Origin of the sequence: Flavobacterium sp., from assembly GCF_965277525.1 — a bacterium.
Lineage (GTDB): Bacteria > Bacteroidota > Bacteroidia > Flavobacteriales > Flavobacteriaceae > Flavobacterium.
This window is the reverse complement of the sequence record NZ_CBDIDC010000005.1, coordinates 1,421,247-1,434,678: the sequence shown is the minus strand read 5'-3', so window position 1 is coordinate 1,434,678 and position 13,432 is coordinate 1,421,247. Positions and strand designations below refer to the sequence as shown.

The window sequence follows — 13,432 nt, the reverse complement described above, 5'->3', positions numbered from 1 at the left end:
TATTTAAAATGTTAAAAATTAACAACTCAACACTTTCAAAAGCCAAATTATCATTTAACACCTGATTAATTTCTTCACAAATTTACTACATCGATTTCTGTTCCTATGTACACCAAAGCTTTTTTTAACACTTTGTATCCTAAATCTTCAATAGCTTCCTGATATTCCTGGATTTGCCGTGCATATTTTGAATTTATAACACCCGTTTTATAATCCAACAGATAAGCTTCTTTATCTGGAGTTAAAACAATCCTGTCCGGTTTCAAAATCCGTCCTTCTTTCTGAACGATTGTCTGCTCATTTAAAATAACATAATTCCCATCAAAACAAATCCTTAATTCCGGATGATTTACAATTTCCTGAAGCGATTTCAAAACCATATCTATCTGATCAACCGTAATCAAACCATTTTCGATCGCTTTGGTAATTGCCAAATCAACATCTGATTTATCTTTAATAAAAGCCAAAATCTCGTGAATTATATTCCCGTATGCTATCGCTTCCTGCTGATGCGTTCCCCACATTAAGGCTTCACGCTGCGCTATTCTGATGTTTTTTGGATTTAAAACCTCTGAAACAACCGGTATTATTTTTACCAAATCAACTGATTTCGTTGGTGGCGAAAGTTTAGCTTTATTTCCAAATTCATATTCCGGTTTCTCAGGATCAAAAACACCTTGATGAACAAGATATTTAATAAAAAAAGAAGCCATATTATTTGGAAAATCACCATCTTTTCTCTCTTTTAAGGATTGCGATATAACATACAATTGCTCTTCTGCGCGTGTTAATGCAACATACAGAACATTAATATTATCCAGCAATTCTTCTTGTTTTTTCAAATTAAAAAGAGCCGAGGCACTTTCACCAAAACCCTCAACCACGCTACTATTATCAATCAAAGCTTTAGGAACACCCAAATCAGCATCTTCTGTATCGAGCCACAATTTATCTTTTGGTTTTCGATTATAATCTTCTTCCGCAAAAGGCATAATTACAACCGGAAATTCTAATCCTTTCGATTTATGGATGGTCATAATTCGAACTGCATTATTTCCTTCCGGAAAGGGAATACTAAATTTATCCCCATTTTTATCCCAATAGCTAAGAAAGTCAGCAATTCCAGCCTGATTTCTAATATCGCGTTCTAAAACAATATCCAGAAAAAATTGCACGTAAGCATTTCCTTCTGAAAAGGGAACAAATTTTGAAATGATAATTTCTACGGCTTCGTAGAGCGATTTTTTTCGAATGTTTTCAAAAGAAAGTGCCACATCGAAGGTTAAAAGCCATTTTTCAAAATCAATTTCAGCCTTTTGTGCCATTCCCTGTGCAATAAAATCATGCACCGGCATTTCGATTGCTTTGTTCGAAGCCAAAAAATGCAGAAAATTAGCTTTTGATTCTAAATCGACACTATTGTTTAAATACTTCAACAAATGCACAATCAATCGAACTTCAGTAGAACTTTGAATCATCAATGTTTCTGAAGAGAGTAGCGGAATATTTTGTTCTGTCAAATAATTTGCCACCGCAATTCCCTGACCTCTTTTTCGAGTCAGAATTACGATATCTTTATATTCAAAGCCTTCACGAACTACTTTCTGAATTGTATTTAAAGTTGCCAGAACATACAAATCTGATTTTTCTATCATTTCTTCTTCATCGGCAAAATCACTTTTTTCAATTATCGGAAGAAAAGAAATATTGACATAACCTCCTTTTTTGGAATTTGAGTTTTGAAAACTATGATTTTCATACAAATCTTTGTAATCTTCATTTGAAAATTCAGTGGAAATCAATTTAAAAAAAGCATTATTAAAATCAATTACCTCACTGTAACTCCTATAATTTGTATCAAGGTGTTTTATTACTTTATCCGGGTTATTAAACGGATTTGCCTCTTTACTCAATTCTATAAACTGTTCTGCTTTCCCGCCTCTCCAACGATAAATAGACTGTTTAGGATCACCGACTATCATCAAAGTTCCTTTATTCCCCAAATCATCCATACCGGAAAGCGAATTATCAATTAACGGAATCAGATTTTGCCATTGCATTTCTGAAGTATCCTGAAATTCATCAATAAAAAAATGACGGTATTTTTCACCCAGACGCTCATAAATAAATGGAGCCGGCTGATTCTGGATCTCGCGATGAATGATGGCGTTAAATTCAGAAATTGACAAAATGTTTTGTTCGGATTGTATTTTCGCCAGCTCATTACTAACTGTATTCAGAAGAGAAAGCGGGGTGATGTTTTTTAGAAATGCTTTATAAAAATCTCTTTTTTCAAAATTCTTATAAATCTTCTCCAAAATCAGAAGCAGGTCCGGAATTATATTTTCGATTAATGCTTTGTCTTTGGCCGTTTTATTAATCGCTATATCATCGAATTCATGAAAAGTTTTATTTCGGGGATTAAATTTTCCGTCACGAATACTTTCCAAATGGTTTGGAAAAGTCCCTCTGGAAAACGACTTTAAATCGATCCCATTTTTATCAATTAAAGAAAGCGTTTCAATAGCAAAATTTTCATTTTCGGTTTCTAACTCTTTACAAAGAGCCAACATCTTCTTTTTTATTGCTACAAACTCCTCAATAGACGTATCTTGAAAATGAGAAATCTCATTTCGATTATTTTCATTCAAAACCAACCTTCCTGTTTCCAGAATTTCTCGTGAAATATCCCAACTTTTATCATCGTCGGTTTTTTCCATCGTAAAATCAATCAGTAATTTCGTCAAAGTTTCATCCTGTCCAGCTTGTGCAATAATTGCATCAACAGCTTCTATCAATAAATTCTCTGTATCTAAAGTGACCTCAAAAGTCATGGGTAAATTTAAATCATGCGCAAAAGCACGAATTACTTTGTGTGTAAACTTATCAATTGTCGAAATATCAAAAGCAGCATAATTATGAATAAGATGCTTAATTATGTTTTGAGATTTTATTTTTATTTTAATGATCGAAAGTCCCGTATCACGAGATAAATCTTCCATTAGATCGATTGCTTTCCCGGAAGGTTCTTCTTTGGCAAATTCAGATAAACTCCCCACAATTCGGCTTTTCATTTCATGAACAGCTTTATTGGTAAAAGTTATTGCCAGAATATTTCGATAAGCATCATTTTTAGCAGAAGAAAGAATAATTTTGAGATATTCCTTCACCAAAGTATAGGTCTTGCCCGAACCTGCAGATGCATCATAGATAGAAAAAGATGGACTTTGCATAAGTTCTGTTTTATAATGCAAAAATAGAACTTCTAAAAATACTATTAATTACAAAACCTAAAAATTCCGTAATACAAAATCAGATTTAGTGTTTTGGAAATGCTCTTTTATTAAAAAACAACAAAATCCCAACTCCTGTAGAAATCGCCATATCGGCAACATTAAAAATAGCATTAAAAAAAGAAACCTCTTCTCCTCCCCAAACAGGAAACCAAGTAGGCAAAGTACCTCTCCAGATTGGGAAATAAAACATATCTACTACTAAACCATGAAACCATGTACCGTAAGGTTCCGGTGAAAAAAGGGTCGCCAGATTACCATGACTGTCATCAAAAATAACTCCGTAAAAAACAGAATCGATTATATTTCCTGCTGCACCGGCAAAAATTAACGCGATTGCAACAATCAAATAAGCAGAATGACGCTTCTTAATCGAATCAGATAACCAATATGCAATTCCGAATACAGCAAAAATTCTAAAAATTGTCAAAATTAATTTTCCGTATTGTCCCGGTATTTTTGTTCCCCAGGCCATCCCTTCATTCTCTATAAAATGAATTCTGAACCAGTCAAAAACCACAACTTCATCGCCTAAAACAAAATTTGTTTTTACATAGATTTTTGAAAGCTGATCAACAATTAAAACTAAGAATATAAGAAAATACGCTTTGGGTAATGACATTTTATTAAATTTTGATGGGGCAAAAGTAACAATTTAATCAAAAAAAACGCTCCTAATGGAGCGTTAATTCTTTTCTCACACAAACAGAAACGTATTACACTACTTTTATTTCCTTCCTGTAAGGTTTATTTTTTACCATTTAACTCTTTTGGTGCCTTTGGAGTATCACTAAAAAATTCAGAAATAGACTTAAGAATACCTTTTCCTTCTTTTCCGGCAGCTGCTTTTTTAGCTTCAGCTTTTTTTACATCAGTTTTAAACTTAATACGAATTTTTTCAAAATCCCTCATTCTGCTTTCCACATCAGAGTTTACATCTTTGAATTTCAACACTTTAGCCATTTGTGTAAGTTTTTTATGTTAAATAAATGAATTATTAATGTTTTGGTATTACAATAATACATAATTTAATTTATATTTGTTAGTAAAAATTAACACTTGTTTAGATCAAAAGCTATGATTTCATATCAATAAGCATCAAAAAGAATTAATTTTAACATTTTCTCCCAAATCCTACAAATATGAACGAAATAACATCTACTCTTAATGACTTTCTTGTCAACACCAAATCTACTGCTGCATTAATTCTAAACGGAAAAGGAAAACTGATTACATCATTACAATTAGATTATGCAGATAGTGTTGCGGCAATGAGTGCTGCAATCCTCTCAATGAGTGAAAAATTCTTAATAGATTTAGAAAAAGGATCCCTAAAACAACTCTTCTTAAAAACTTCAGAAGGAGTTGTCATTGGAAATAAAATAAGTGGCGCAAACTTTATAATAGCATTTTCAAAAGACGGGAGCAATCTTGGCTTATTGATGCGATCAACTGATGAAGTCGCTACAGAGTTGAGCAAAAATTCCCTATTAAAATAACATAAATCTATTAACCCTACAAACCCACTAAATTATGAGCAACGATTTTTTAAATGTGTTTTTGAATGAAATGAAAACCAACGTAAATGGTTTTATAGCTGTGGCTGTAACCGAAATTGAGTCAGGATTAAGTTTTGGAAATTTAACAATCGACCCTTCTTTTGATCCGGAACTTGCAGCAGCTTATAACCTGGAGGTTGTAAAAGCCAAACTAAGTGCAGTAAAGGCTTTAAATTTAAATCAGGACATCGAGGATATTTTGATCACGCTTTCGAATCAAATTCATATCATCGATATTTCTCCGAACAAAAAATTCATGATCTATCTTGCCGCAGACTCTAATAAAGCAAATTTAGGAATGACCAGAGCCGTTCTAAGAAAACACAAATTAGAACTAGAGAAAAACTTAGCTTAGTTTTTAATTTATTTTTTAATTAGAGCTACCCCAGAATGAGATAGTTCTAATTAAAAAATATTTTTTTTATGCTCCAAATCAATTACTTTTTCTTTCTTACAAAAAATTGCAACCTTAATTTAATTACACTTCTGTAATTATAATTAAATTCTCTCAAAACTCCTGCCTTCACTTATCCCCTATTGTCATCAAACATTAAACAAAAAAAAACGCCCCTAAAAGGAGCGCCTATTTAATTCAATATTTGTTTATCGTTGCAAGTTCTTAGCTTCGATACTCATTGTAGCATGAGGAACGATTTTTAGCCTTTCTTTGCCAATTAATTTACCCGTTACTTTACAAATACCATATGTTTTATTTTCAACACGGAATAATGCGTTTTTCAGATCACGTATAAACTTTTCCTGTCTGATAGCCAACTGAGAGTTTGCTTCTTTAGACATTGTTTCACTTCCTTCTTCAAATGCTTTAAAAGTTGGAGAAGTATCATCTGTTCCGTTATTCAAATCATTCATATAAGCACTTTTTATTAAATCCAGATCGGCTTGTGCTTTTTGTATTTTATTTTGAATTATTTCTTTAAACTCCGCTAAATCAGCATCAGAGTATCTTGTAATTTCATCTATCATTTTATATTTATTTTGAAATTAATATCATTGTTTTAATATCATCAAATTCAATTTCTGTGCCGTTTTCTAATGCATCCACAAAAACCAATTCATCTGTTAGTGTCTCAGACTTAATATAGTCTTTATTTTTCAGAATTGCTTCTTCTAAAATACCGCTTCTTTTTATTTGAACTTTAATTTTATCGGTAACTTCAAATCCAGAATCTTTACGGATATTTTGAATTCTGTTTACCAGTTCTCTTGCGACACCTTCGTTTTTCAATTCTTCAGAGATTGTAATATCAAGCGCAACTGTTATTCCGTTTGAATTTGCAACCAACCAGCCTTCAATATCCTGAGATGTTATTTCGACATCTTCTAGTGATAAAGTTACATTATTTCCAGCAATAACAATATCTAACGTCCCCTGCTTATCCAATTGACTAATCTGATCCGCCGAAAAAGACTGTATCTCTTTGGAAATCAAACCCATATCCTTTCCGAAACGTGGCCCTAATGCTTTAAAATTAGGTTTAATTTGTTTTACTAATATGCCAGAATCATCATCTAAAAGTATGATTTCTTTAACGTTTACTTCTGCTTTTACAAGCTCGGAAATAGCCTGAATTTCAGCTCTCTGATTTTCGTCAAGTACCGGAATCATTACCTTTTGTAACGGTTGACGCACCTTAATCATCTCTTTTTTACGAAGTGATAAAACCAAAGATGAGATGGTTTGTGCCTTCTGCATTTTGCTTTCTAACGTTTTATTAACAAAGTTTTCGACAAATTTTGGAAACTGAGCCAAGTGAACACTGGCATATTGCTCAGTTCCGGTCGAAATTGTTAAATCGCGGTATAATTTATCCATGAAAAAAGGAGCGATCGGAGCACTTAATTTACTGATCGTTAGCAAACAAGTATAAAGTGTTTGATAAGCTGCAATTTTATCGTGAGCATATTCTCCTTTCCAGAAACGACGACGACATAAACGAACGTACCAGTTACTCAAGTTTTCCTGAACGAAATCAGAAATAGCTCTTGCTGCTTTTGTTGGCTCATAATCTTCATAACATTCATCAACGAATTTTATTAAAGTATGCAATTCAGATATGATCCACTGATCAATTTCCGGTCTTTCGTTTAACGGAATTTCAGCCTCTTCATATTTAAAACCATCAATATTGGCATATAACGAAAAGAAAGAATAAGTGTTGTATAATGTACCGAAGAATTTACGGCGAACCTCAGCAATTCCTTCAAGATCAAATTTCAAGTTGTCCCAAGGATTTGCATTCATGATCATATACCAGCGTGTAGCATCAGGACCATATTCTTCAATAGTTTTAAAGGGGTCTATAGTATTCCCTTTACTCTTAGACATTTTTATTCCGTCTTTATCTAAAACCAAACCATTAGAAACTACGTTTTTATACGCCACTTTATCAAAAACCAAAGTTCCGATAGCGTGTAGTGTATAAAACCATCCACGAGTCTGATCAACACCTTCAGCGATGAAATTCGCAGGAAAATCTTTGTTCTCATCGATTTTATCTTTATTCTCAAAAGGATAATGCCATTGTGCATAAGGCATTGCACCTGAATCAAACCAAACATCAATTAAATCACTTTCGCGTTTCATTGGTTGTCCTGAAGCCGAAACCAATGTAATTTGATCAACCACATTTTTATGCAGGTCGATTAAATCATAATTTGAATCAGCCATATTTCCGATTTCAAAACCTTTGAATGGATTTTCTTTTTGAAAACCTGCTTCGATAGATTTTTCGATCGCATTGTACAATTCTTCTACAGAACCAATAAGAACTTCTTCTTTTTTATCTTCAGTTCTCCAAATTGGCAACGGAATACCCCAATATCTAGAACGAGATAAATTCCAGTCGTTGGCGTTTTTCAGCCAATTTCCAAAACGTCCCTCACCAGTAGACTTAGGCTTCCAATTGATAGTTTCGTTCAGGTCGAACATTCTATCTTTTACATCAGTTACTTTAATGAACCAGGAGTCTAGCGGATAATATAATAACGGTTCATCAGTTCTCCAGCTGTGTGGATAACTATGTACGTATTTTTCTACCTTAAAGGCCTTATTTTCTTCTTTTAATCGAATAGCAATTTCTACATCTACAGAACGTTCCGGAGCTTGTCCTTCATCGTAATATTCGTTTTTAACGTATTTACCGGCAAGTTCACCTAAATGCGAAGTGAATTTTCCTTGTAAGTCCACCAATGGAACTGCTGTTCCGCTTTCATCTAATACCAACATTGGCGGCACTTCCGGTTTTGCTTCTTTTGCTACTTTAGCATCATCAGCACCAAAAGTTGGAGCGGTGTGTACAACTCCTGTTCCATCCTCAGTAGTAACGAAATCTCCAGCAATTACCCTAAATGCATTTTCGGCATTTTGGTATGGTAATACGTAAGGTAATAATTGTTCGTAACGAATCTCTACTAAATCAATACCTTTTGCTTCTGCTAAGATTTTGTACGGAAGTTTTTTATCTCCTTCTTTTACAGTATCAAAATCAGCATCGTCTTCACTTGCAAAAAATCCTTTTCCGAATTGTTTTCCAACTAAATTCTTAGCCAAAACAACATTTACAGGGTCAAAAGTATATTGATTGAATGTTTTTACTAAAACATAATCGATTTTTGGACCAACTGTCAAAGCAGTATTCGATGGCAATGTCCAGGGAGTAGTCGTCCAGGCTAAGATGTGAATATCACCAAAACCTTGTAAAAAGCTTGGCAAAGTTTCCGGTAAAGTTTTAAACTGCGCTACAATTGTAGTATCTGTAACATCTCTGTACGCTCCAGGTTGATTTACTTCGTGAGAAGACAATCCTGTTCCTGCTTTTGGAGAATAAGGCTGAATTGTATATCCTTTGTATAACAAACCTTTATCGTAGATTTGTTTCAAAAGCCACCAAACAGACTCCATATATTTTGGTTTGTAAGTCACATACGGATCTTCCATATCTACCCAATATCCCATTTTTTCAGTCAAATCATTCCATACGTCAGTATAACGCATTACGGTTTTTTTACACGCTTCGTTATATTCTTCGATAGAAATTGTTTTACCAATATCTTCTTTTGTAATTCCTAGTTCTTTTTCGGTACCTAATTCTACAGGCAATCCGTGCGTATCCCAACCGGCTTTTCTTTTTACCTGAAAACCTTTTTGAGTTTTATATCTGCAAAAAATATCTTTAATCGCACGTGCCATCACGTGATGAATTCCCGGTAAACCATTTGCTGAAGGCGGACCTTCAAAAAACACGAAAGGTTCAGCACCTTCGCGAGTAGTTACACTCTTTTCAAATATATTTTCTTCCTTCCAAAAATCAAGTACTTCTGACGCTACTGTTGGCAAGTCAAGTCCTTTGTATTCAGTAAATTTTGTGCTCATTTTATCCTTTTCTTAATCGAGGTGCGAAAGTAAGGAATTTTGGATTATTGACCATCAATTTCTTTAAATTTCACAAACTTTTGTTGAGATAATAGATACAAAAACAAAAGAATTGATTAGTTTCCGGTACTAAACTCAAAAAATCGAGTCAATAAACCAAAAACCAATCAATTCTAATTATTCTTTTTCATTAAAGTAAAAGACTATTTAAATCCTCCGAAATAGACTTCTTTCATAAAAATTCTATTACCAAAAACAGGATTCACCTCTACTTTTTCGCGCACTTCCTGATAAAGTGTTTCACCATTAAAATCTTCAATCTCATAATTAATCTTATGCGGAATTTTTCCGGAATTTAAGGTTGCAACCGGACGATAATCCCCAAAAAGTTTTCTTTCGAAAAAACTCTTATTGCCATTATCAAATTCTGTTTTTTCAGTCGAAACTATATTATAATTTTCTTTATCAATAAAAACATGATAATCTGTTTTAGGAATTGTTCTGTTACCCGAACTTAATGTTTTCTCAAAATAATTTAAATGATAACATAATTTTCCTTCGTACATTTCATCTGGTAAAAGCTCAAAATTATTCCATAAATCAAGTCTCAAATCGGTTAGGAAATTTATTAAGTCAACGTTTTTAGACAAATTACTATAATCGTACGAATTGAGTTTCGCCCATTTAGCATTCACCCCACTTTCTCGATCATCATGACTCCACGCTTCTGCTCCGTTCACAATTTCATAATAGCTTTCCGGCATTTTCTTTCTTAGAAGATAATTGGTGTTTGTTGCCCATTTCTCTTCTGTTTGAGGTATTTTATTTCCTTCTATCGAAAGTTTAGAATACAAATGCGTTTTTTCGACTTTTTTCAAAGCCTGGCTTCCACCTAAATTATCTACCACTTTAGCCAGCAAATTTGCATTAAGTTGGTATGGTATAGAATCAAGCATATTATATCGCTGCATTTTAGATTTTTCTAAATTGGCTTCACGATTCGATTTCTCAATTTCCCATTCTGCATCTTGTAGTTGTATTTTTTCAAAAAAAGCTAATCTTTTTTCTTCTTTTTCTTCGGCAATTTTAAGTCCTAACTTTTTAAGATCAGTAAAACGATTGGTATGGCATCTTATTTTTTTCTCAACAAAATTTCCTCTATTTACCCTATCAATAATTGATGATCCTCGAGAATCCAGTTTGTCATTTTCGATAAGTAAATTAGCATAGAGCAATGCCTTTTCTTTATTTTCAAGCAGTAAATACGTTTCGGCTAAGTTATTGGTAACAATAAATCGAATATATTCGTTAGCCGGCGAAAGCGGATATTTAACCAACAAACTTTCCAGATATTGCAAATGTGGCGCCAGCAACTTCTCATCCAGACCTTTTTCAAGAGTTACTTTCTCCATCTGAGCTGTAATTTCTTTTTCAAAAGCCAGCATATGATTGTATTCTGAATGTCCTTTTGATGTTACAAATTCAAATCTTTCTTTAGATTCCTCTTTACCATATCCTAACCTATAGTTCAAATAATTTTGAATTCTGCTTACAGATTGATAAATCACTCGATCAACCCCTAAACCTTCGTCACTATAATCAGCACTTTTTTCAGCTTCTGAAATTTTTTGATTATTTAAAGCCGCAACAATTTTCACATTTTCTCTTCGAGACTCTCCCCCAATTATAAAAGATTCATTACTAAAAAAATCCTCAGAGAATAATAACTTATCAGCACATTTGGCTTCAACCTTTATTTTTACAGCAAAATTTGAAGACGCCTGAAAATTCCAACGATTATTTTTTTTATCAAAAGTACTATCAATTTGCGTGGTAGTATGCTTAGGCATCGCAATGGTTAAATAAATTCTTAATTTCCCGTTTAAAGGCTCTTTTACAAACCCATCAATATTAAAATAATTTTTCTTTAATACAGACTCTTCCTCCTGCAACTCCTTATCCATTTGATAAAAAGTGGTTTGCGTTAATACATTATCAAGAATGGGAAATGCTGGATATTTAATTACCGGAATATAGAATTTCTTTTTTTTTGAGCTTATTTTTTCTTGTGCCTGAATTGAGCCAATTACAAGCAAAGCTATTAAGAGTAATGTTTTTTTCATAGGCAAAAAAAAGCCATCAGCAATTAATCCTGATGGCTTTGTGTTTTTTATTAGTCTTATTTTTTATTGAAAATTTGAATAGACTTATCAGAAACATAAAAAATGTTTTGCGTCGCAGGATCTATTTCGTAGAGCGGTTTGTTGTTATTGAAAATAATTTTATCCACTTCAACTCCATCAACTTTACTAACTTTTACAAGAATTTTTTCTCCTGTATCCGCTTTTGCGAAAACATAAGAAAAATCTCTATTTTGCTTCATTGCTTTAAAACGAGAATTAAACTTTTCAGCAACTAATCCTAGTACCGCTGAAGCTCCAGCCATATTCTTAGCCTGATTCATTTTTGATTTATCTTCTTCTTTAACAACAGTAGATCTCAAATTACCGTTAGAGTCACGATATGTCATTGTTAACTCAGAAGCTTGTATAGCACTATGAACTGCGCCAATACCCAAACCAATGCTTCCTGCAATTGCAGCACTTTTCATCAAACGTCTTCCTGTTTCACCTGGTTGGCTATAAGTTAGATGGTACTTTACGGTTCCGTCCATATTAACTCCCATTACCTCAATTGGCCCTGAAAGCACAACTCCCCAAGGGAATAATTCGATACTGTTTAATTCTTTTTCTTTTTTGATGTTTACTTTAGCAAACGGTTCTGGCTTATCGCTAATACTTGGATCAAATTTGTATAGTTTTTCGTCATTATAAACTAAATACGAATTTGTAGCTTCGTCATAAGCTGGTAAAACCGGACGATTTTTATCAAAATTGATGTTACGTTTCCAAAGTTTAACTCCCGTTTTATAATCTACCATGTTTCCATAGGTTCCTGTAAGGTACATTACTTTTTCGCCTACTTTTCCTAAATAATAAATTGGATCTTCTTTATCGTCTGAAATTTCAATGAATTTTTTCCAAAGTTTTTCTCCGTCTTTGTTGATCAGCATCATTTCATTCTCTGCAACATATAAGAAATCCTGATCAATAGGAATCACTCTTTTCAAACCATCTCCACGAGCATCTTTTTTCCAGATTTTTTCTCCTGTTTTTAAGTCATAAAAATTAAAACCACTATTATGAACGACCATTAATTTTGTTCCCCAATCTTCTAAATAAATAACTTGTTTTGTTTTAATAGATTCTTTCCAGATACTTTTACCGTCATCTGTGCTCAAAACATTTAAATATTCTTTTTTTGACATTAATCCTGCAGTGTTAACTACAACAATATTTTTGTCGTTTTGTGTCTCATAGAATTTCGTGTACTCTTCTTCAGCTTTCCAATTTAATTTCCCTGTCTCTTTGTCAAAAGAATACAAGTTACCAAATAACAAGTAATAAACTGTATTACCATTAATCTTAGCTTTATTAGTAAGGTTCGATAATTTTAAAGAAAAACTAAACAATGATTTTGCCTTATCGACTGTTGTAGTCCATTTAAGTTCTCCTGTTGCCATATCTAGTAAGGCAATTGCCATATCTCCATCTTTTTTCAAAGTAAGAAGATATTCATTTGTTTCAGGAATAAAATCTGATTGAAATACCCAAAAAGCTTCCTTTGAAGAATTGTATACAATTTTACCTGTATCAGTATTAATAATTAAATACTTTGAGTTGATATAAGCCTCAACATAAGGACTTCCTGTAACAGTTGTTAAATCTTTTTTGTCTTTAAAAACATTTCCAAATTCCGGATCTTTTAAGATATCCTTACCGGTAATTGTTCCAAAATCTTCTTTTGTCAATGTCCAAACAATTTTTTTAGTCTCAGGATCCAAACCTTTTATAGTTCCTCCTTCTTTAAAAACAACAATTCCTGTTATCTCGTTTTGAACCATGTCCTGTACATTGTTCTCTGTGGTAATGATTTCATCATATTTCCTCTGGGAAATAGCCGAAACACTGACTAATAAAAGTAAAATAATCGAAAAAGTAATTTTCTTCATAGTAGCTTTTTTTCTTTAAAAAGATTAATATTTATAATGGTGGTTTTGTTAGTGAATTAACTTATTAAAAAAATAATTAATAAAATTTTAATAAAAATTCACTGCGCAAATATAT

Annotated in this window: 9 protein-coding genes; 2 read left to right on the top strand and 7 right to left on the bottom strand. The window is 32.8% G+C overall.

The window, feature by feature from the left end; genetic code table 11:
- Nucleotides 1–74: 74 nt before the first annotated feature.
- The 3 genes from ACQY44_RS14490 to ACQY44_RS14480 form a co-directional block, all read right to left on the bottom strand.
- The gene (locus tag ACQY44_RS14490; RefSeq protein WP_428231035.1) at nucleotides 75–3,233 is read right to left on the bottom strand and encodes a UvrD-helicase domain-containing protein; all 3,159 of its coding nucleotides are present in this window, start codon (nucleotides 3,231–3,233) and stop codon (nucleotides 75–77) included.
- 85 nt (nucleotides 3,234–3,318) lie between these two features.
- Nucleotides 3,319–3,915 (bottom strand): lipoprotein signal peptidase, encoded by a 597-nt coding sequence (locus tag ACQY44_RS14485; protein WP_428231034.1) that lies wholly within the window; start codon nucleotides 3,913–3,915, stop codon nucleotides 3,319–3,321.
- A 125-nt stretch (nucleotides 3,916–4,040) separates the two neighbouring features.
- On the bottom strand, nucleotides 4,041–4,247 hold the full coding sequence (locus tag ACQY44_RS14480) for a hypothetical protein (RefSeq protein ID WP_428231201.1): 207 nt from the start codon (nucleotides 4,245–4,247) through the stop codon (nucleotides 4,041–4,043).
- 188 nt (nucleotides 4,248–4,435) lie between these two features.
- On the opposite strand from ACQY44_RS14480, the gene ACQY44_RS14475 reads away from it, so the two are divergent.
- Nucleotides 4,436–4,792, top strand: a complete 357-nt coding sequence (locus ACQY44_RS14475) for a roadblock/LC7 domain-containing protein (protein WP_428231033.1) — start codon at nucleotides 4,436–4,438, stop codon at nucleotides 4,790–4,792.
- A 34-nt stretch (nucleotides 4,793–4,826) separates the two neighbouring features.
- Nucleotides 4,827–5,207: a hypothetical protein gene (locus ACQY44_RS14470; RefSeq protein ID WP_428231032.1), complete on the top strand. Its 381-nt coding sequence runs from the start codon at nucleotides 4,827–4,829 to the stop codon at nucleotides 5,205–5,207.
- Nucleotides 5,208–5,455: 248 nt separating this feature from the next.
- On the opposite strand, the gene ACQY44_RS14465 is transcribed toward ACQY44_RS14470, so the two are convergent.
- The 4 genes from ACQY44_RS14465 to ACQY44_RS14450 form a co-directional block, all read right to left on the bottom strand.
- Nucleotides 5,456–5,836, bottom strand: coding sequence for a TraR/DksA family transcriptional regulator (locus ACQY44_RS14465; RefSeq protein WP_007807070.1), 381 nt, complete (start codon nucleotides 5,834–5,836; stop codon nucleotides 5,456–5,458).
- 7 nt (nucleotides 5,837–5,843) lie between these two features.
- Complete coding sequence (gene ileS / locus ACQY44_RS14460; protein WP_428231031.1) at nucleotides 5,844–9,245, bottom strand: isoleucine--tRNA ligase; 3,402 nt, start codon at nucleotides 9,243–9,245, stop codon at nucleotides 5,844–5,846.
- A gap of 203 nt (nucleotides 9,246–9,448) precedes the next feature.
- Nucleotides 9,449–11,368 (bottom strand): hypothetical protein, encoded by a 1,920-nt coding sequence (locus ACQY44_RS14455; protein WP_428231030.1) that lies wholly within the window; start codon nucleotides 11,366–11,368, stop codon nucleotides 9,449–9,451.
- 56 nt (nucleotides 11,369–11,424) lie between these two features.
- A complete protein-coding gene (locus ACQY44_RS14450; protein ID WP_428231029.1) occupies nucleotides 11,425–13,317 on the bottom strand; it encodes a PQQ-binding-like beta-propeller repeat protein in 1,893 nt (630 codons plus the stop codon).
- Nucleotides 13,318–13,432 lie beyond the last annotated feature (115 nt).